Raw genomic sequence first — 19,237 nt, 5'->3', positions numbered from 1 at the left:
CTCACTCTTCGTCAAGCGTCACCCACATCAGGGGATTCTCTGTCAGGAATCACCCGTCTTGGCGGCCTTGGCGGTCTTCCTCGGGGCGGCCGTCTTGGTGGCGGCGACCGGGGCCGCCGGGGCCAGGGGGGCGGCGTCCGGCGCGGCGGGCTCGGCCTCCTTGTCGACCTTGGGGCCGATGCCGAGCTTCTCCTTGATCTTCTTCTCGATGCCGTCCGCCAGGTCGGGGTTGGCCTTGAGGAAGTTGCGGGCGTTCTCCTTGCCCTGGCCGAGCTGGTCGCCGTCGTAGGTGTACCAGGCACCGGACTTGCGGACGAAGCCGTGCTCCACGCCGAGGTCGATCAGGCCGCCCTCGCGGCTGATGCCGTGGCCGTAGAGCAGGTCGAAGTCGGCGACGCGGAACGGCGGGGCCATCTTGTTCTTGACGACCTTGACCCGGACGCGGTTGCCGACGGCCTCGGTGCCGTCCTTCAGGGTCTCGATGCGGCGGACGTCGAGGCGGACGGAGGCGTAGAACTTCAGCGCCCGGCCGCCGGTGGTCGTCTCGGGCGAGCCGAACATGACGCCGACCTTCTCGCGGAGCTGGTTGATGAAGATGGCGGTGGTCTTGGTCTGGTTGATCGCGCCGGTGAGCTTGCGCAGGGCCTGCGACATGAGCCGGGCCTGGAGGCCGACGTGGCTGTCGCCCATCTCGCCCTCGATCTCGGCGCGGGGGACGAGCGCGGCGACGGAGTCGATGACGACGATGTCGATCGCGCCGGAGCGGATCAGCATGTCGGTGATCTCCAGGGCCTGCTCGCCGGTGTCGGGCTGGGAGACCAGCAGGGCGTCGATGTCGACGCCGAGCTTGGCGGCGTACTCGGGGTCGAGCGCGTGCTCGGCGTCGACGAACGCGGCGATGCCGCCCTTCTTCTGGACGCTCGCCACCGCGTGCAGCGCGACGGTCGTCTTGCCGGAGCCCTCGGGCCCGTACACCTCGACGACCCGGCCGCGGGGCAGGCCGCCGATGCCGAGCGCGATGTCGAGGGCGATCGCGCCGGTCGGGATGACCTCGACGGGCGCGCGCGCCTCCTCGCCCATCCGCATGACCGACCCCTTGCCGAACTGCCGCTCGATCTGGGCGAGTGCGGTCTCGAGAGCCTTCTCCCGGTCGTTCGCTGCCATTGAGATGTCCTTCTCGTCGTGACTGCCGGCTCTCGGCCGCCGATTGCGATGTCGAGGGCGACGTTACGGCGGGCCACCGACACTTTCGAGCCGCCGCCGCGATTGTGGATGACGCCGCGTGCCGGGCACCAGCCTACCGAACATCCGTTCGATCATCGTCCGGTATGGCGATTCGGGTGGGAATCGCCGTGCGCTCGATGGTCCGGGCCCCGTACGCTGGCCCCGTCCACGGAGGGCTCCAATCATGACGCTGACCGTCCTTTTCTGCGTCGATCCGCTCCATCCCCGGCGCGTTGACCCCCACTTCTCCCGCGAGGCCGCGGCCGTGGCCGACCACTACGGCGAGACGGCCCTGATCGACCACGACGCGCTGCGGCGCGGCGACGTGGAGGACGCGGTCGGCGCGGTGCCCGCCGGCCTGGGCCCCGTCTGGTACCGCGGCTGGATGCTGTCGGCGGACGAGTACGCCGGCATGGCCGCGGCCCTGAAACGGCGCGGGACGTTCCTGCTGACGCACCCGGACGACTATAGGCGCGCGCACGAGCTGCCGGGCTGGCACGAGACGTTCGCCGGGCTGACGCCGACCAGCGTGTGGCGCCCGCTGGGCACGGGCCAGGATCCGGGCGATCTCGGCGAGCTGGCCGAGCTGGTCCGGCCTCTGCGCCCCGGGCCCGCCGTGGTCAAGGACTACGTGAAGTCCTGCAAGCACGAATGGGAGGAGGCGTGCTTCGTCCCGGACGTGAAGAACCCGGCCCAGTTGCACGACATCGCCTCCAAGATGGTCGCGCTGCGGGACGACCACCTGGCGGGCGGTCTCGTCGTGCGCGAGTTCGAGGAGTACGACGGCGACGGCGAGGCGCGCGTGTGGTGGGTGGACGGTGAGCCCGCGCTGGTGGGCCCGCACCCCGACAGCCCCGGCGTGGAGCCCGAGCCGGACCTGGACGCGGTGGCCCCGGCCGTCCGCATCCTGGGCTGCCGGTTCATCACGACCGATCTGGCCCGCCGCACGGACGGCGCCTGGCGCGTGGTGGAGGTCGGCGACGGACAGGTCAGCGACCTGCCGTCGTCCGTGGACGCGATGGACCTCTACGCGCACCTGCCCGTCCCGGACTGACCGGGCCGATCTCCTACTGGAGGGTCGAGGGGACGTCGAAGGTGGCGACGACGGCCTGCCAGACGTTCTTGGCCGGCTCGCCGTCGGCGAGGGCCTGCTCGATGGTGCGGCCGCCCAGCTCCGCTATGACATAGTCCTTGGCCACGCTCTGGGCATAGCTCTCGCCGAACTGCTGGTTCATTCGATCCCAGAAAACTGTGAGCCGCACGTCCTCCACGCTATCCGACGGAGGGTTCCTCCAAGGACCGCACGACCTCGTCGGGGACGGCGGGTCCGGTGCCCTTCCGGTACTGGCGGTGCAGCCCCGTCAGGTAGCGTTCGACGCCCTCGACGACGCGGGCCGTCCGGTAGGAGGGGAAGACGTCGAACCCGTGCTGGGCGCCCTTCATCTCGGCGTAGACGACGGGTGACGCGGAGACGTCCCGGAGCCGTTCGACGAAGCGGCGGGCCTCCGCCACGGGGATGAGCGAGTCGCGGCTTCCGTGGATGACGAAGAAGGGCGGCGCGTCCTCGCTGATGTACGTGACGGGGGACGCCTGTGCGTACACCTCGTGGTTCTCCGCGAAGGGCTTCTTCACCACCATCTTCTCCATGATGCGGGTGGCTCCCATGGGGACCGGCCATGGCCCGGCTTCGAAGAGATTGTAGACGCCGTAGAACGGGACGGCGCCCTGCACGCTGGTGTCGGCGTCCTCGAAGCCGGGCTGGAACGCGGGTTCGTTGGCGCTGAGCGCCACCAGCGCGGTGAGGTGCCCGCCGGCCGAGCCTCCGGTCACGCAGAGGAAGTCCGGATCGGCGCCGTACTCCGCCGCGTGCTCCTTGTACCAGGCGACGAAGTGCTTCAGGTCGATCAGGTGCTCGGGCCAGGTGGCGCGGGGGCTGAGCCGGTAGTTGACGTTGAAGCCGACCCATCCCTGCAGGGCCATGTGGTTGAGCAGCGGCAGGCCCTGCTCGCGCTTGTCCCCGATGACCCAGGCGCCACCGTGGATCTGCATGAGACCGGGACGCAGCTCACCGTCCCCGGCGGGACGGAAGACGTCCAGTTTCAGGCGCAGCCGGCCTTCCTCCCGGTACACGATGTTCCGGTCGACGCGCACGCCCTTGCGCGGGATCAGGCAGAGCGGCGGGACGAAGAGCGGCGCCAGCGGGAAGCGGGGAGCGCCCTCCGGGTCCAGGTCGAGGGGCGTGCCGCAGTCCCGCAGGGTGACGACCGTACGGCGGGACGCGGCGACGGTGGCCGCGACGCCCGCCATGCCGACGAGCGCCAGGACGAGCCCCGTCCAGCCGGCCCAGCCGTCCAGCCCGCCGAACGCGGCCGCGAGAGAGGTGGCGACGGCCCACGTGACGAGCACGTGCGGCGCCATCTCGATCGTCAGCCAGCCGAGGAAGAAGCCCGGCACGAGGAGGAGGCCGCCGCTTCGGGGAGCGTGCGCGTTGGCCGCGGTCAGCGCGAACAGGATCCCGAGTGCGAGCAGGACGTAGGGCATGGAGAACTCCCTCGGGGGTGTGCGTCCTACCCGTAGACTATGCCCGGACAAGCGCTTGCTTACAACGTGACGCACACCACAGCGCCGCGTTCTGTCGGACCCGCGAGGCAGTATGGCGCCATGGGCGATGACGTGCTCGAACGCTTCTCCCCGGCGACCCGTGCCTGGTTCGCCGGGGCGTTCGCCGCGCCCACGCCCGCCCAGGCGGGCGCGTGGGAGTCGATCGCGGGCGGCGACAGCACGCTGGTCGTGGCGCCGACCGGGTCCGGCAAGACCCTCGCGGCGTTCCTGTGGTCGCTCGACCGGCTCGCCACCGAGCCCGTCCCGGACGAGCCGCTGCGGCGCTGCCGCGTCCTGTACGTGTCGCCGCTGAAGGCCCTCGCCGTCGACGTCGAGCGCAACCTGCGCGCCCCGCTGACCGGCATCCGGCAGGCGGCGCGGCGGCTCGGCCTGCCGGAACCGGGCGTCCGGGTCGGCATGCGGTCCGGCGACACCCCGGCCGACGAGCGCCGCCGGCTCGCCGTCAAGCCGCCGGACATCCTGATCACGACGCCGGAGTCGCTGTTCCTGATCCTCACCTCGCGGGCGCGCGAGTCGCTGCGCGGTGTCGAGACCGTCATCGTGGACGAGGTGCACGCCGTGGCGGGCACCAAGCGCGGCGCGCACCTGGCGCTGTCCCTCGAACGGCTCGACGCCCTCCTCGAACGGCCCGCGCAGCGGATCGGGCTGTCGGCGACCGTCCGCCCCGCCGGCGAGGTGGCCGCGTTCCTCGGCGGCGCCCGGCCCGCGACGGTCGTCCAGCCGCGCTCCGACAAGGTCTTCGACCTCGACATCGTCGTCCCCGTGGAGGACATGGGCGAGGTCGGCCAGTTCGTCGACGACGCCGGTGCGGCCGATCCCCGCCAGCGCAGCATCTGGCCGCATGTCGAGGACCGCCTCCTCGACCTCATCCAGGCGCACCGGTCGACGCTCGTCTTCGCCAACTCGCGCCGGCTGGCCGAACGGCTGTGCGGGCGCCTGAACGAACTCGCCTACGAGCGCGCGACGGGCGGCCCCCTGCCCGAGGACCACTCCCCCGCCGCCATGATGGCGCAGGCGGGAGCGGCCAGGGGCGCGCCCCTGGAGATCGCCAGAGCGCACCACGGCTCGGTGTCCAAGGAGGAACGGGCCGGCATCGAGAACGCCCTGAAGGAGGGCCGGCTCCCGGCGGTCGTGGCGACGTCCAGCCTGGAACTGGGCATCGACATGGGCGCCGTCGACCTCGTCGTCCAGGTGGAGTCGCCGCCGTCGGTGGCCAACGGGCTCCAGCGGGTCGGGCGCGCGGGCCACCAGGTCGGCGCCGTGTCCAAGGGCGTGATCTTCCCCAAGTACCGGGGCGACCTCGTCCAGACGACCGTGGTGGCCGAACGCATGCGCGGCGGCGAGATCGAGGAGCTGCGCTACCCGCGCAACCCACTGGACGTCCTCGCGCAGCAGATCGTCGCGATGGTCTCCATGGACGAGTGGACGGTCGACGACGTCGAATCACTGGTCAAGCGCGCCGCCCCCTACGCGACCCTCCCGCGCTCGGCGCTGGAGGCGACCCTCGACATGCTCGCCGGGCGCTACCCCAGCGACGAGTTCGGCGAACTGCGCCCCCGCCTCGTCTGGGACCGCGTGACCGGCGTCCTGCGCGACCGCCCCGGCGCGCAGCGGCTCGCCGTGACCAGCGGCGGCACGATCCCCGACCGCGGCCTGTTCGGCGTGTTCCTCGTCGGCGAGAAGTCCTCGCGCGTCGGCGAGCTGGACGAGGAGATGGTCTACGAGTCGCGCGTCGGCGACGTGTTCGTCCTCGGCGCCAGCTCGTGGCGCATCGAGGACATCACGCCCGACCGCGTCCTCGTCTCCCCCGCCCCCGGCCAGCCGGGCAAGCTGCCGTTCTGGCACGGCGACACCCTCGGGCGACCCGCCGAACTGGGCCGGGCCCTGGGCTCGTTCACCCGCGAGCTGGCCGGCCTGCCCGCCGAAGCGGCGCAGGAGCGGGTCTCCGCCGCCGGGCTGGACGCGTGGGCGTCCGCCAACCTCGTCTCCTACCTGGGCGAGCAGCGCGAAGCGACCGGGCACGTCCCCGACGACCGCACGATGGTCGTCGAGCGCTTCCGCGACGAGCTCGGCGACTGGCGGATGGTCGTCCACTCCCCGCTGGGCGCGCGCGTGCACGCGCCGTGGGCGCTCGCCATGGCGGGCCGCCTGCGCGAACGGTACGGCGTCGACGCGCAGGCCATGCACGCCGACGACGGCATCGTCATCCGCATCCCCGACATGGACGAGCCGCCCGGCCTCGACCTCGCCGTCTTCGACGCCGACGACATCGAGCGCGTCGTCGTGGACGAGCTGGGCGGCTCCGCGCTGTTCGCGGCACGCTTCCGCGAGTGCGCCGCGCGTTCGCTGCTGCTGCCCCGCCGCCGCCCGGACAAGCGCATGCCGCTCTGGCAGCAGCGCCAGCGCGCCGCGCAGCTCCTCGCCGTCGCGAGCAAGTACCCGTCGTTCCCGATCGTGCTGGAGACGATGCGCGAGTGCCTGCAGGACGTGTTCGACGTCCCCGGCCTGGTGCAGCTGATGCGCGACCTCTCGGGACGCAAGGTCCGCATGGTCGAGGTGGAGACGCCGGAACCGTCGCCCTACGCGCGCTCCCTGCTGTTCCACTACGTCGGCGCGTTCATGTACGAGGGCGACTCGCCCATCGCCGAGCGCCGCGCCCAGGCGCTCGCGCTCGACTCCGCGCTGCTCGCCGAACTCCTCGGGCAGGCCGACCTGCGCGAGCTGCTCGACCCCGACGCCGTCGCCGAGACCGAGCGCGAACTCCAGCGCCTGGCCGCCGACCGCCGCGCCCGCGACCTGGAGGGCGTCGCCGACCTCCTGCGCACCCTCGGCCCCCTCACCACAGCGGAGGCCGCCGCCCGCACCCTCCCCGCCGACGCCCCCACGACCGACGCGACCGACGCGACCGACGCAATCGACATCAGCGCCTACGACGTCCCACCAGACCACGCCCCACAAGCCGACCTCCCACAGGGCGACGTCCCACAGGGCGACGTCCCACAGGGCGACGTCCCACCAGACCACGCCCCACAAGCCGACGTCCCACCAGACCACGCCCCACAAGCCGACGTCCCACCAGACCACGTCCCGCAAGCCGACGTCCCACCAGACCACGTCCCGCAAGGCGGCGGCTCGCAAGGCGGTGGGGCGGCGGTTGGGGCGGGGGCGGTCGCGCGGGTGGCGCGGTGGCTGGTGGAGCTCGAGGAGACGCGGCGGGCCATTCGCGTCCGGGTCGCCGGGCAGGAGCGCTGGGCCGCGATCGAGGACGCCGGGCGGCTCCGCGACGCGCTCGGCGCGCCGCTGCCCGTGGGCGTCCCCGAGGCGTTCCTCGAACCGGTCGGCGACCCGCTCGGCGACCTGGTCTCCCGGCACGCGCGCACGCACGGTCCGTTCCGGGCGGACACGGCCGCCGCCCGCTTCGGGCTGGGCGTCGCCGTGGTGACCGAGACGCTGCGCCGGCTGGCGGGCGCCGGGCGCGTCGTCGAGGGCGAGTTCCTGCCGGTCGAGGCGGTGGCGGGCCCGCTGACGACCGAATGGTGCGACAGCGGCGTCCTGCGCATGCTGCGGCGCCGCAGCCTGGCCCGGCTGCGCGCCGAGGTGGAGCCGTCGCCGCCGGAGTCGCTCGGCCGCTTCCTGCCGGTCTGGCACGGCATCGCGGGCGGGTCGCGGCTGCGCGGCATCGACGCGCTCGTCCAGGCGGTCGAGCAGCTGCAGGGCGCGGCCGTCCCCGCGTCCGCGCTGGAGTCGCTGATCCTGCCGTCCCGGGTGGCCGGCTACACCCCGGCGATGCTGGACGAGCTGACGTCCGCCGGGGAGGTCGTGTGGGCCGGCCAGGGCGGCCTGCCGGGCGGGGACGGCTGGGTGGCGCTCTACCTGGCCGACACCGCGCCGCTCCTCATGCCGGCGCCCGCGGAGATCACCGTCACGCCCGTGCACCGGGCCGTCCTGGACGCGCTGGGCGACGGCGGCGCGCACTTCTTCCGCACGCTGTCCGACCGGGTGAACCAGGAGGTCACCGCCAACGACGCCGATCTGGTCACCGCCGTCTGGGACCTCGTCTGGTCGGGGCACCTCACCAACGACACGATGGCGCCGCTGCGCGCCGCGCTCGGGTCCGGCCGGCCGACGCACCGTTCCCGGACGACGCGCCGCGGGCGTCCCGTCCTGCCGTCCCGGACGGGCCCGCCCACGGTCGCCGGGCGCTGGTGGCCGCTCCCCGAACGCGAGACCACCGCGACGCTGCGCTCGCACGCGCTGGCCGAGGCGCTCCTGGAGCGGTACGGCATCGTCATCCGCGGCGCCGTCGCCGCCGAACGCACCCCCGGCGGGTTCTCCGCCGTCTACCCGGTGCTGCGCGCGTTCGAGGAGACGGGCCGCTGCCGCCGGGGGTACTTCGTCGAGGGCCTCGGGGCCGCCCAGTTCGCGCTGCCGGGCGCCGTCGACCGGCTCCGCGCGCTCCGCCCCGCGGCCGCTCCCCCGGACGACGTCTCCGCGCTCTGGGAGACACCCCGCAGACCCGATGTCCGCGCCCTGGTCCTGGCCGCCGCCGACCCCGCCAACCCGTACGGGGCGGCCCTGCCCTGGCCGGGCCGCGACGACGAGGTCGCCAGCGGCCACAAGCCCGGCCGCAAGGCGGGCGCTCTGGTCGTCCTGATCGAGGGCCGCCTCGTCCTCTACGTGGAACGCGGCGGCCGGACCCTCCTCACCTGGGACGACGCCCCGGACGTCCTGCAACCGGCGGTCGACGCCCTGGCCCTCGCCGTCCGCGAGGGCGCGCTCGGCAAACTGACCGTCGAACGCGCCGACGGCGAGTCGATCAACGACTCCCCGCTGGCCGCCGCCCTCGAGTCGGCCGGCTTCCACCCCACCCCCCGCGGCCTCCGCCTCCGCTCCTGACTTAGAAGCCCCTTAGCCATGGCAGCGCGGGCCACGGCGGGTGGGTGGGCGTCGGTTCGGGGTCAGCGGCGTTTGAACATGTTGATCAGGCCGCGGAGGGCGCGTTCGTCCAGGGAGCCGAAGGGGTTGTCGTGGACGAGGTAGGTCCAGGTGGCGGACGGGCGTTTCAGGTCGGCGGCGTCGAGGTCGATGCCGTCCTCGGTGGCCGTGAGGGCCTCGAAGGTCTCCACTGACCGTTTCCGGGCGTCGGCGAGGAGGCGCTTGCCCGCCGGGACGGCCTCGCGGTTGAACTCGACCAGCGGGTCGAGGCCGCGGCCGAGGGAGCGCAGGTGGATGCCCTCGCGCAGGTCCGCGAGGTAGGCGAGGTGCTCGGCCCAGCAGCGGTCCAGCTGGTAGAGGACGATCTGGCGCGCGGCGGCGGCCACCGCGGCCGCGCCGGCGATCTTGGTGAGGTCGGCGTGCCTCCCGGGGGCGGACGCGGCCATGGCCTTGTCGGCGGCGTCGCCGCGCAGGACGGCGTCGCGTTCGGTGAGCATCTCGCGGCGCTGGAGCCCGATCAGGTGGTTGTAGCGCCAGGTGTTGCGGTGCAGTTCGAGGTCGACGCCTTCGGCGACGCGCTGGGCGTGGCCGACGGTCCAGTGCGCGCCCTTGTCGGTGATGAGGCCGTCGTCGCCGGACGGGGCCCGGTGGTTCGAAGCAGGGCTCTGCTCGTCGGGGGCGTAGCGGGTGACGAGGCCGTCCTGGAGGCTGGTGAAGAAGACGGAGGCGCCGGGGTCGCCCTGGCGGCCGGAGCGGCCGCGGAGCTGGTCGTCCAGGCGGCTGCTGTGGTAGCGGCCGGTGCCGATCACGAGAAGGCCGCCGGCGTCGGCGACGCGGTCGTGGCCCGCGCCGGGGGTGTCGGCGGGCGCGGTGCCGGGTGCGGCGGCCGGGCTGCCGCCGAGCCGGATGTCGGTGCCGCGGCCGGCCATCTGGGTGGAGACGGTGATCGCGCCGTACGCCCCGGCCTCGGCGATGATCGCGGCCTCCTCGGCGTCGTTCTTGGCGTTGAGGACGACCCGGTCGAGCCCGGCGCGGGCGAGGCTGCGGGCGAGACGCTCGGACTCGGCGACGTCGCCGGTGCCGATCAGCACCGGACGGCCGGCGGCGTGCGCGGCGGCGACCTCCTCGACGATCGCGACCTCCTTGTCGGCGGTGGTCGCGTAGAGGCGGTCGGGCCGGTCGTCGCGGACGCAGGGCCGGTTCGGCGGGACCACCGCGATCTGCAGCGCGTAGAACTCGGTGAGCTGGCCGGAAACGGCCATCGCCGTGCCGGTCATGCCGCACCGGACGGGGTAGCGCCCGATCAGCTCCTGCACGGTGATCGAGTCGAGGATCTCCCCGCTCGGGGAGGCTTCCAGGGCCTCCTTCGCCTCGACCGCGGCCTGCAGGCCGTCCGGCCAGCGCTGCAGCAGCGCGACCCGGCCGCGCGACTCGCTGATCAGCTTCACCGCGCCGTCCCGGACGATGTAGTCCACGTCGCGGTGCAGCAGGACCTCGGCGTGCAGGGCCACGTTCACGGCGGTCAGCGTGCGGAGGTTGCCGGGGGCGTAGAGGTCGACGCCGAGGACGCGCTCGACCTCGCGGGTCCCGGCCGGCGTGAGCTGGACGTTGCGGGCCTCGTCGTCGGTCGCGTAGTGCAGGCCGGGCCGCAGCCGCCGGACGAGGTCGGCGTACCGGGGGTCGGCGGCGTCGAGGTCGGCGGCGCCGGCCAGGACGAGCGGCACCATGGCCTCGTCCACCAGCACCGAGTCGGCCTCGTCGACCAGCGCGACGGACGGCTCCGGCTGGACGAGGTCGGCGGCGTCGGTGCAGAGCCGGTCCCGCAGAAGGTCGAACCCGACCTCGCTGACCGGCGCGTACGTCACGTCGGCCCGGTACGCCGCGCGGCGCTCGTCGGGCGTGGACGACTGCCCGACCCAGCCGACGGTGACGCCGAGCATCGTGTAGAGCGGGCGCATCCACTCGGCGTCGCGGCGCGCCAGGTAGTCGTTGACCGACATGACGTGGACCCGCCGGCCGCGCAGCGCGTACCCGGCGGCGGCCAGCGCGCCCGACAGGGTCTTGCCCTCGCCGGTGGCCATCTCGGCGACGTGCCCGGACAGCAGCGCCAGCGTCCCGATCAGCTGGACGTCGTAGGGCCGCTCCCCCAGCGTCCGGCGGGCGGCCTCGCGGCCGAGGGCGCACAGCTCGGCGAGGTCCTCCTTCTCGCGGAGGGCGGAGGCGGCGGCGGTCAGCTCGGCGTCCGGCAGGTCCCGGACACGAGGCTCGCGCTCGCCCGCCTCGTCCACCAGCGCGCGCAAGGGCGCGAGGTCGACGCTGCCGGGCTTCTGCACGAGCCGCCGCAGCCGGTCACGCAGCGCCATGGCGGCCCCTCGGTTCTTCACTCACGGTTCCCCCAACGGCGGATACGCGACGGTCGTTCCCCCATGATCTCAGGGGGAACCCCGGCGGCGGCACGGGCGTTCTACGCTGATGGTCTGACCTCGAATTCATCCCTCGGACGGACCCCCCGCACCCGTCTCGTTTGAGAGCATGGAGGCATCACGGGGTTTGCGGTGGCCAAGGGGAAAGCGCCACCGCGGAACGGGGTTTCGTCATGACACCTACGGCACGGAAGGCCGCCGCGCTCAAGCGCAGGCGCCAGATCATCAGTCAGACCGTCATCGACCGCGCGCTGAACGACCCGCGGCGCCACAAGGAGGCCGCCGTCGCGGCGGCGTCCGCCAAGTAGGCGCGATAGCGCGCGGAACGATCCACGCGATGCGGGAGCCCCCGGCCGCACCGGCCGGGGGCTCCTCCCGTTCTCAGGACGCCCCGTCCGCGGAGAAGACGTCGTCGCGGGCCTTCTGCAGCGCGGCGTACAGGGCGCCGCGCAGCACCGGGTTGCCCTCCACCTCGGTCACGGCCACGGTCGGCCGGGTCGGGGTGATCCGGCCGACGATCCGCTCTATGCGGGCGGCGAGCGGCCGGCCGCCGGCCCGGCCGAGGCTGCCCGACAGGACGACGAGCCCCGGGTCGAGCACGATGTTGACCGAGGTGACGCCGTAGGAGATGCGGTTGGCGAGCTCGTCCAGGAACGCCCCGCCGCGGTCCTCGTCGGCGGCGGCCGCGCTGACGCAGTCGTAGGCGGTCTCCCCCGCGATCCCGTGCCCGTGCGCGAGCTCGCGGACGGCGTCCGCGCCGACCAGGGCCCCGTAGCCGCCGGACAGGGTCGGGATGCCCCACGACCTCGACTCGGTGACGCCCTCGTCCTTCGGGCCCCGCCGGGCGGCCCCGACCGGCAGCGGCGCCCCCGGGACGGGCAGGTAGCCGATCTCCCCGGCGCCGCCCCACCGGCCGCGGTGCAGCCGGCCGCCCAGCATGACCGAGAGGCCCATGCCGCGGTCGAACCACATCAGCGCGAAGTCGTCGGCGGCGCGCGCGGCGCCGTAGGCCCGCTCGGCGACGGCGGCGAGGTTGACGTCGTTCTCGATGGTCACGTGCCGGCGCAGGTCGGTCCGCAGCGCGGCGAGGACGCCCTCGTGCCAGGTCGGCAGGTCGAAGGCGAACTGGACGTCGCCGGACCGGGGGTCGACGACGCCGGGCGACCCGATGACGAAGGCGCTCAGCCGCGACAGCGCGACCTTGGCGGAGCGGCACGCCTTGACGACGGCGTCGTGGACGATCTTGACCGGCTCGTCGGCGCCGTTCGGGTCCACGGTGACCTGCGCGGTGATGTGCCCGGTGATGTCGGCGACGCCCGCGGTGACCCCGTCCGGCCCGACCTCCAGCCCGGCGACATAGGCGCTGGACGGCACGACGGCGTACAGCGCGGCGTTGGGCCCGCGCCCTCCGGCCTGCTCGCCGACGACCGAGACCAGTCCGCGGTCCTCCAGTCTCGACAACAGCTGCGAGGCGGTTACCTTCGATAGCCCGGTGTGCTCGCCGATCTGGGCACGGGTCAGCGGGCCCCGCTCGACGAGCAGGTCCAGCGCCGCACGGTCGTTGAGCTCACGCAGCAGCCTCGGCGTTCCCGGGCGTCTGGCCATGCCGGCCCCCTAGATGTCTCAATCCGCTAACGAGCAGTTTTGTTTAGGAAAGTTTCTTGTTAGTTTACGCCCAAGCGCCGACCGGCCCGGTACCCCGGACCGGAGGCGCGCGCAGAGCGCGGACTGGCGAGCAGGGCGCCCGCGAGCGATGCGAAAGCGAGAAGGACATGGCCAGGACCTTAAAGGGTCGGCGCCGTCTCCCTCGCACGCAGGCCATAAGGCCGCGCGAGGCGACGCCGGAAAGGATCCCCCAGTGAAGTACATCAAGGTTGCGGCCGCAGCGGCCGCGATCGCCCTGGCCGCTACGGCCTGCGGCGGCGACAGCAAGGACGACAAGGCCGACGCGGGCAAGGACCCCGCGCAGCTCAAGGTCTGGATGATGGGAGACGGGACGCCCGAGCAGACCAAGTTCCTCGACACCGTCGAGACCGACTTCAAGCAGAAGCACCCGGGCACCGACGTCCAGATCAAGTACGTGCCGTGGCCGCAGGTCGCCACCACCTTCCAGAAGGCGGCGGCGGGCGGCGAGGGGCCGGACGTCACCGAGCTCGGCAACACCGACGTCCAGTCCCACGTCGAGCAGGGCAGCCTGGCCGACGTCACCGACCAGTTCAACGGCTGGGCGGACGGCAAGACGCTCAACAAGACCGCCCTCGGCAACGACACCGCCGACGGCAAGATCTACGCGGTGCCGTGGTACGGCGGCGTCCGCGGCGTCTGGTACCGCACGGACTGGTTCCAGGAGCTCGGCATCCAGCCGCCGAAGACCTGGGCGGACCTGACCGCCGCGGCCAAGAAGGTGCAGGACTCCAAGAAGGTGCCCGGCATCGGCATCCCGAGCGACCAGACCAACGCGCTGCTCAGCTTCATCTGGGGCAACAACGGCGCGGTGGCCGTCGAGGACGGCAACGGCGGCTGGAAGGGCCAGCTCGACCAGCCCCAGGCCGTCGAGGCGGTCAAGTACTACGCCGGTCTCGTCAGCACCGAGAAGGTCGCGCCCGAGAAGTACATCGGCAAGAACGAGCTGGAGGGCCCGCAGCGCGACTTCGCGCTCGGCAAGCTCGGCATGTACATCGACGGCAGCTGGGCCCTGAAGGAGATGAAGAAGGTCTCCGACAAGGACTCCGACAAGTGGGGCGTCTTCCCGATCCCGACCAAGACCGGCGGCAACGCGCCGGTCATGGCGGGCGGCTCCGATCTCGCCGTCTGGAAGGACAGCAAGGCCAAGACCGCGGCGTTCGACTACATCACCGTCCTGAACAACGCCAAGAACGCCAAGGCGTGGGCCGACTACAGCGGCTTCTCGTCCATGCGCTCGGACGTGAAGTTCTCCGACCCGAAGCTGGAGATCTTCACCGAGATCGCCACCAACACCAAGTTCCCCCCGATCGGCCCCGGCTGGGCGGAGTTCGAGCAGGCCAAGAAGGTGCTGCCGAACACCGTCAAGGCGATCATGCAGGGCAAGAACGCCGACGAGGAGCTGAAGAAGGCGAACGAGCAGGCCAACACGCTGCTGAACCCGTAGTACCCAGCTGATCGGAACGTCCATGCTCGACACCGCTCCCGCGGTGCGGAAGTCGCCCGGCCGGAGGTCCTCCGGCCGGGCGCGTCCCCGCCGCCGGCCCCGTTTCGGGCCCTACCTGCTGATCGCGCCCACCGTGCTCGTGATCGCCGCCCTGATGTTCTGGCCGATGATCCAGATCGGGATCATGTCGTTCCAGAAGGTCGGCAACCGCCAGTTGCGCGGCGAGCCGGCCGAGCAGGTGGGCACCGGGAACTTCACCAAGATCCTCAATGACCCGTTCTTCTGGCAGACCTTCAAGCACACCGTCCTGTTCGCCGTCGTGGCGGTCAGCCTGACCATGCTCATCGGGACGCTGATCGGGCTGCTGCTCCACAAGCTCGGCAAGAAGATGTCGGGCTTTGTGGCCGGCGGCGTGATGGTCGCCTGGGCGACCCCGCCGGTCACCGCCGCGATCATCTTCAGCTGGCTGTTCGGCACCACCGGCGGCCTGGTCAACTGGTTCCTCGACCTGCTGCCGGACTTCCTCGTCGGTGGCGGCTGGCTCGACTACAACTGGTTCGCCACGCCGCTGTCCACCTACACCGTTCTCACCGTCTGCGTCGTGTGGCAGGCGTGCCCGTTCGTCGCCGTGTCCGTGCTGGCGGGGCTGAAGAGCGTCCCGGGCGAGCTGTTCGAGGCGGCCCGGGTGGACGGTTCCGGCCCGTGGCGGACGTTCTGGAGCATCACCTACCCGATGCTCAAGCCGATCTTCATGGTGCTGCTGGTCATGTCGATCATCTGGGACTTCAAGGTCTTCACCCAGCTGTTCATCATGTCCGGGCTGGCCAACCGCGACGCGTTCAACCTGTCGCTCTACGCCTACTCCGAGGCGTTCGGCTCGCTCAATCCGAAGCTCGGCATGGGCTCGGCGATCGCGCTCGTGCTCACGTTCATCCTGCTCATCGTCACCGCCCTGTACGTGCGGGTCATGGTCCGTCAGGGGGAGACGCGATGAGGTCGTCGCTGCCGCGCAAGATGATGCTGAACGGGACGGGCCTGCTCGTCTTCGTCCTCGCGGTCTTCCCCGTCTTCTGGATGGCGTCCACCGCGTTCAAGCCGAACACCGAGATCTTCAGCACGACGCCGAAACCGCTGCCCGCCCACCCCACGCTCGAGCACTTCGACCTGGTGCTGAACGGCGGCATCGCCGAGGTCTCCTTCTGGGAGTACTTCGCCAACAGCGCGATCCTCGCGATCGTCACCGTCGTCGTGTCCGGCCTGCTCGCGCTGCTGGCCGCCACGGCCGTCGCCCGCTTCCGCTTCCGGTTCCGCACGACCTTCCTGGTCATGCTCCTGGTGGTGCAGATGGTGCCGCTGGAGGCGCTGGTCATCCCGCTGTTCCTCGACCTGAAGCAGCTCGAGCTCTACAACAGCCTGGCGGGGCTCGCGCTCGTCTACATCGGCTTCGCCGTGCCGTTCGCGATCTGGATGCTGCGGGGCTTCGTCGCCGCGGTGCCGCGCGAGCTGGAGGAGGCCGCCGCGATCGACGGCGCCGGCCCGGTCCGGACGTTCTTCACGGTCATGCTCCCGCTGGTCGCGCCCGGACTCGTGGCGACCAGCATCTTCTCCTTCATCACCGCCTGGAACGAGTTCATCTTCGCCTACACCTTCCTGGAAGACCAGGACAAGTACACCCTGCCGATCATGCTGCAGTTCTTCTTCGGCCGCAGCGGCAACGCCTGGGGGCCCATCATGGCAGCGTCCACGCTGCTCACCATTCCCGTCATCGCCTTCTTCCTGATCGTCCAGCGCCGCATGGTGTCCGGCCTCACCGCCGGGGCGGTGAAGGGGTGACGACCGACGACATCGCGACCACGGCGGAGATCGCCCGGCTGGCGCGCGGCACGCTGCTCCCGTCGTTCCCCGGGGCGACCGCGCCGCGCTGGCTGCTGGACGAGCTGGAGGCCGGCCTCGGCGGCGTCACGCTGTTCGCCCTCACCGGCAACGTGCCGAGCCCCGAGTCGCTCGCGGCGCTCACCGCGCAGATGCGCAAGGCGGGCGACCCGTTCGTCACGATCGACGAGGAGGGCGGCGACGTCACCCGGCTCGGCGGCCACGCCACCGGCAGCCCCTACCCCGGCAACGCCGCGCTCGGCGCCGTGGACGACCCGGAGCTGACCCGGCGCATCTACCGCTCCCTGGGCGCCGAGCTGGCCGAGGTCGGCGTCAACTTCAACTTCGCGCCGTCGGTGGACGTCAACACCGCCGACGACAACCCCGTCATCGGGACCCGCTCGTTCGGCTCCGACCCGGAACTGGTCGCCCGGCACGCCGCCGCCTCGGTCACCGGGACGCAGGAGGCGGGCGTCGCGGCCTGCGCGAAGCACTTCCCCGGCCACGGCGCCACGGTGGACGACTCGCATCTGTCGATCCCGCTCGTGGACGCCGACCTCGCGCTGCTGGACCGCCGCGAGCTTGTCCCGTTCCGGGCCGCGATCGCCGCCGGCACCCGCGCGGTGATGACCGGCCACCTCAACCTGCCCGCGATCACCGCGGGCGTGCCCGCCACCCTGTCGCACGCCGCGATCACCGGGCTGCTCCGCGAGCACCTCGGCTACCAGGGCGTGATCGTCACCGACGCGCTGGACATGCAGGGCGCGAGCGGCGCGATCGGCATCCCGGAGGCGTCCGTGCGGGCCCTCATCGCAGGCGCCGACCTGCTGTGCCTCGGCCCGCACGAGCACGCCGAGACCGTCGAGGCGACGCTCGCCGCGATCGACGAGGCGGTGCGGGAGGGGCGGCTGCCGCCCGCGCGGCTGGCCGAGGCGGCCGAGCGGACCGCGCGGCTGCGGGAGTGGCTCGCCGGGCACAGCCCCGCCGCCGTGGACCGGGCCGCCGGCCTGGCGGCCGCCCGCCGCGCGCTGCGTGTCACGGGAGCGCTCCCAGGCTGGGACGGGCCGCCGCTGGTCGTCGAGACGGAGTCCACCGGCAACATCGCCGTCGGTCCCACGCCGTGGGGACTGGGGCCGTGGGCGCCCGACGCCGTCCGGACCGACGGCGCGGACGGGGCGGTCGACGGGCTCCTGGACCGCGCCAAGGGGCGCGGCCTGATCGTCGTCCTGCGGGACGCGCACCGGCACGCGGGCCAGCGCGCCCTCACCACGGCGCTGCTGACGGCCCGCCCCGACACCGTGGTCGTGGAGATGGGTCTGCCCGTCTGGCGCCCCGGATCGGCCGTCTACCTGGCCACCTACGGCGCCGCGGCCGCCAACGCGCAGGCCGCCGCCGAACTGCTCGGCCTGACCGGCTCCCCGGCCGCGGCCGGCTAGACCCGCGGCGCGCCCGCCGGACTCAGAGCCCGGTTCCAGCGGGCGCGCCGCGCCACACCCCGGACGCAGCCCGACGCACACCGCGTCGCATATCGGTCGTACACCGCGTCGCACACCGAGCCGCGAGGGGTGCCGCGTGCCAGGTCGCGGGCGGCGTCCGGTCCGTGGCCGGGCCCGACCGGTCCGGGCGGCGAGGGATAATGCGTATATGCGACTGTCCGCCCGGGTCGACTATGCGTTGCGCGCCTCCGCCGAACTGGCGGTCGCCGGGAGTCACCCGGTGACCGCGGTCCAGCTCGCCGAGGCCCAGCAGATACCGCCCAAATTCCTCGAGAACATCCTCGGCCAGCTGCGCCGGTCCGGCATCATCCGGAGCCAGCGCGGCCCCGAGGGCGGCTACTGGCTGGCGCGGCCCGCCGAGCGGATCTCCCTCGCCGACATCATCCGCGCCATCGACGGGCCGCTGCTCGGCGTCCGGGGCGAGCGCCCCGAGCACGTCGGCTACCAGGGGCCCGCGCGGTCCCTGCAGGAGGTGTGGATCGCGCTGCGCGCCAGCGAGCGCGCCATCCTGGAGCAGGTCACGCTCGCGCACATCGCGGCCGGGGAGCTGCCCGCGCCCGTAGCCAAGCTCACCGAAGACCCGTCCGCCTGGGAGAGCCCCACCCTGATCTGATCGCCCGGGATCCGCCCCGGAGGGGAGAGGCCAGTGCCGGAAGGGGACACCGTCTGGTTGACGGCCCGGCGGCTGCGCGAGGCGCTCGCCGGGCGGGCGCTCACGCGCTCGGACTTCCGCGTCCCCCGGTTCGCCACCGCCGACCTGCGCGGGCGCACGGTCCTGGACACCGTGCCGCGCGGCAAGCACCTGCTCACCCGGGTCGAGGACGGGCTGACCGTGCACACGCACCTGCTGATGGAGGGGCGCTGGCAGATCCGCCGGCCGGGCCCCGCCCCGCGCGACCACCGCGTCCGGCTGGTGCTGGGCAACGCGGACTGGCAGGCGGTCGGCTACTCGCTCGGCATCGTCGAGCTGCTGCGGACCGCCGAGGAGGACCGGGCGGTCGGCCATCTCGGGCCCGACCTCCTCGATCCGTCCTGGGGGCCGGAGCCGGCGGCGGAGGCCGTCGCGCGGCTGGCCGGGCAGCCGGCGCGGCCCATCGGCGATGCGCTGCTCGACCAGGCGCTGCTCGCCGGGATCGGCAACGTCTACAAGGCCGAGGTCCTGTTCCTGCGGGGCGTGAACCCGTGGGCCCCTGCCGGGGACGTCCCCGACCTCGCGGCGCTCGTGGAGCTGTCTCACCGGCTCCTGGACGCCAACAAGGAGCGGCACGGCCACATCACCACCGGCGACCGGGGACGCGGCCGCGAGCACTGGGTGTACGGGCGGGCCGGGCGCCCGTGCCGGCGCTGCGGGACGCGGATCGAGCGCGCGGAGCAGGCCGGCGAGCGCGTCACCTTCTGGTGCCCCCGCTGCCAGCCCGCCCGGCACTAGGTCCGTACAGCCGTGGGGGGGGGGGGGCCCCCCCCCCCCGCCCCCCCCGCGCCGGGGGGGGAAAGCGAGGGGGGGGGGGGAAACACAAGAGGGTAGAGACAAAGGC

14 protein-coding genes are annotated in these 19,237 nt (G+C 72.9%); 9 read left to right on the top strand and 5 right to left on the bottom strand.

The window, feature by feature from the left end:
• Nucleotides 1-42: 42 nt before the first annotated feature.
• Entirely contained in the window at nt 43-1,164 is a 1,122-nt protein-coding gene (gene recA, locus ABZ806_RS06125) for a recombinase RecA (protein ID WP_500215749.1), read from the bottom strand.
• A 244-nt stretch (nt 1,165-1,408) separates the two neighbouring features.
• Here recA and ABZ806_RS06120 point away from each other — a divergent pair, with 244 nt between their 5' ends.
• Nucleotides 1,409-2,278 (top strand): ATP-grasp domain-containing protein, encoded by an 870-nt coding sequence (locus ABZ806_RS06120; protein WP_500215748.1) that lies wholly within the window; start codon nt 1,409-1,411, stop codon nt 2,276-2,278.
• Nucleotides 2,279-2,291: 13 nt separating this feature from the next.
• Here the strand turns inward: ABZ806_RS06120 and ABZ806_RS06115 are convergent, their stop codons facing one another.
• Entirely contained in the window at nt 2,292-2,486 is a 195-nt protein-coding gene (locus ABZ806_RS06115; protein ID WP_500215747.1) for a DUF3046 domain-containing protein, read from the bottom strand.
• Between the two features lie 10 nt (nt 2,487-2,496).
• Complete coding sequence (locus tag ABZ806_RS06110) at nt 2,497-3,765, bottom strand: alpha/beta hydrolase fold domain-containing protein (protein WP_500215746.1); 1,269 nt, start codon at nt 3,763-3,765, stop codon at nt 2,497-2,499.
• 120 nt (nt 3,766-3,885) lie between these two features.
• On the opposite strand from ABZ806_RS06110, the gene ABZ806_RS06105 reads away from it, so the two are divergent.
• The gene (locus ABZ806_RS06105) at nt 3,886-8,742 is read left to right on the top strand and encodes an Lhr family helicase (protein WP_500215745.1); all 4,857 of its coding nucleotides are present in this window, start codon (nt 3,886-3,888) and stop codon (nt 8,740-8,742) included.
• Between the two features lie 62 nt (nt 8,743-8,804).
• Here ABZ806_RS06105 and secA2 read toward each other — a convergent pair whose 3' ends face one another.
• The gene (gene secA2, locus ABZ806_RS06100) at nt 8,805-11,144 is read right to left on the bottom strand and encodes an accessory Sec system translocase SecA2 (protein ID WP_500215744.1); all 2,340 of its coding nucleotides are present in this window, start codon (nt 11,142-11,144) and stop codon (nt 8,805-8,807) included.
• A gap of 233 nt (nt 11,145-11,377) precedes the next feature.
• Here secA2 and ABZ806_RS06095 point away from each other — a divergent pair, with 233 nt between their 5' ends.
• The gene (locus tag ABZ806_RS06095; protein ID WP_500215743.1) at nt 11,378-11,512 is read left to right on the top strand and encodes a hypothetical protein; all 135 of its coding nucleotides are present in this window, start codon (nt 11,378-11,380) and stop codon (nt 11,510-11,512) included.
• A 73-nt stretch (nt 11,513-11,585) separates the two neighbouring features.
• Here ABZ806_RS06095 and ABZ806_RS06090 read toward each other — a convergent pair whose 3' ends face one another.
• Nucleotides 11,586-12,809 carry an ROK family transcriptional regulator gene (locus ABZ806_RS06090; protein ID WP_500215742.1) on the bottom strand — a complete coding sequence of 408 codons (1,224 nt, stop codon included), beginning with the start codon at nt 12,807-12,809 and terminating at the stop codon, nt 11,586-11,588.
• A gap of 253 nt (nt 12,810-13,062) precedes the next feature.
• Here ABZ806_RS06090 and ABZ806_RS06085 point away from each other — a divergent pair, with 253 nt between their 5' ends.
• From ABZ806_RS06085 to ABZ806_RS06060, 6 genes are all read left to right on the top strand, one after another.
• Nucleotides 13,063-14,334 carry an extracellular solute-binding protein gene (locus tag ABZ806_RS06085; protein ID WP_500215741.1) on the top strand — a complete coding sequence of 424 codons (1,272 nt, stop codon included), beginning with the start codon at nt 13,063-13,065 and terminating at the stop codon, nt 14,332-14,334.
• 22 nt (nt 14,335-14,356) lie between these two features.
• Nucleotides 14,357-15,328, top strand: coding sequence for a carbohydrate ABC transporter permease (locus ABZ806_RS06080; RefSeq protein WP_500215740.1), 972 nt, complete (start codon nt 14,357-14,359; stop codon nt 15,326-15,328).
• Complete coding sequence (locus ABZ806_RS06075) at nt 15,325-16,167, top strand: carbohydrate ABC transporter permease (protein WP_500215739.1); 843 nt, start codon at nt 15,325-15,327, stop codon at nt 16,165-16,167. The genes ABZ806_RS06080 and ABZ806_RS06075 overlap by 4 nt, the downstream gene beginning before the upstream one ends.
• On the top strand, nt 16,164-17,642 hold the full coding sequence (locus ABZ806_RS06070) for a glycoside hydrolase family 3 protein (protein ID WP_500215738.1): 1,479 nt from the start codon (nt 16,164-16,166) through the stop codon (nt 17,640-17,642). Before ABZ806_RS06075 ends, ABZ806_RS06070 begins: the two co-directional genes overlap by 4 nt.
• A gap of 208 nt (nt 17,643-17,850) precedes the next feature.
• Nucleotides 17,851-18,315 carry an RrF2 family transcriptional regulator gene (locus ABZ806_RS06065; protein ID WP_500215737.1) on the top strand — a complete coding sequence of 155 codons (465 nt, stop codon included), beginning with the start codon at nt 17,851-17,853 and terminating at the stop codon, nt 18,313-18,315.
• Nucleotides 18,316-18,348: 33 nt separating this feature from the next.
• Nucleotides 18,349-19,131, top strand: coding sequence for a DNA-formamidopyrimidine glycosylase family protein (locus ABZ806_RS06060; protein ID WP_500215736.1), 783 nt, complete (start codon nt 18,349-18,351; stop codon nt 19,129-19,131).
• Nucleotides 19,132-19,237 lie beyond the last annotated feature (106 nt).

Origin of the sequence: Spirillospora sp. NPDC047418 (assembly GCF_040643275.1) — a bacterium.
Taxonomy (GTDB): Bacteria; Actinomycetota; Actinomycetes; order Streptosporangiales; family Streptosporangiaceae; genus Spirillospora.
Note: the sequence above shows the minus strand (reverse complement) of the source record. Positions and strands in the feature narration are given on the sequence as shown.

What these genes read in the sequence shown, in the direction of transcription:
- recA (WP_500215749.1), bottom strand. Translation starts at nt 1,164, where the DNA reads ATGGCAGCGAACGACCGGGAGAAGGCTCTCGAGACCGCACTCGCCCAG.
- ABZ806_RS06120 (WP_500215748.1), top strand. Translation starts at nt 1,409, where the DNA reads ATGACGCTGACCGTCCTTTTCTGCGTCGATCCGCTCCATCCCCGGCGC.
- ABZ806_RS06110 (WP_500215746.1), bottom strand. Translation starts at nt 3,765, where the DNA reads ATGCCCTACGTCCTGCTCGCACTCGGGATCCTGTTCGCGCTGACCGCG.
- ABZ806_RS06105 (WP_500215745.1), top strand. Translation starts at nt 3,886, where the DNA reads ATGGGCGATGACGTGCTCGAACGCTTCTCCCCGGCGACCCGTGCCTGG.
- secA2 (WP_500215744.1), bottom strand. Translation starts at nt 11,144, where the DNA reads ATGGCGCTGCGTGACCGGCTGCGGCGGCTCGTGCAGAAGCCCGGCAGC.
- ABZ806_RS06095 (WP_500215743.1), top strand. Translation starts at nt 11,378, where the DNA reads ATGACACCTACGGCACGGAAGGCCGCCGCGCTCAAGCGCAGGCGCCAG.
- ABZ806_RS06090 (WP_500215742.1), bottom strand. Translation starts at nt 12,809, where the DNA reads ATGGCCAGACGCCCGGGAACGCCGAGGCTGCTGCGTGAGCTCAACGAC.
- ABZ806_RS06080 (WP_500215740.1), top strand. Translation starts at nt 14,357, where the DNA reads ATGCTCGACACCGCTCCCGCGGTGCGGAAGTCGCCCGGCCGGAGGTCC.
- ABZ806_RS06075 (WP_500215739.1), top strand. Translation starts at nt 15,325, where the DNA reads ATGAGGTCGTCGCTGCCGCGCAAGATGATGCTGAACGGGACGGGCCTG.
- ABZ806_RS06065 (WP_500215737.1), top strand. Translation starts at nt 17,851, where the DNA reads ATGCGACTGTCCGCCCGGGTCGACTATGCGTTGCGCGCCTCCGCCGAA.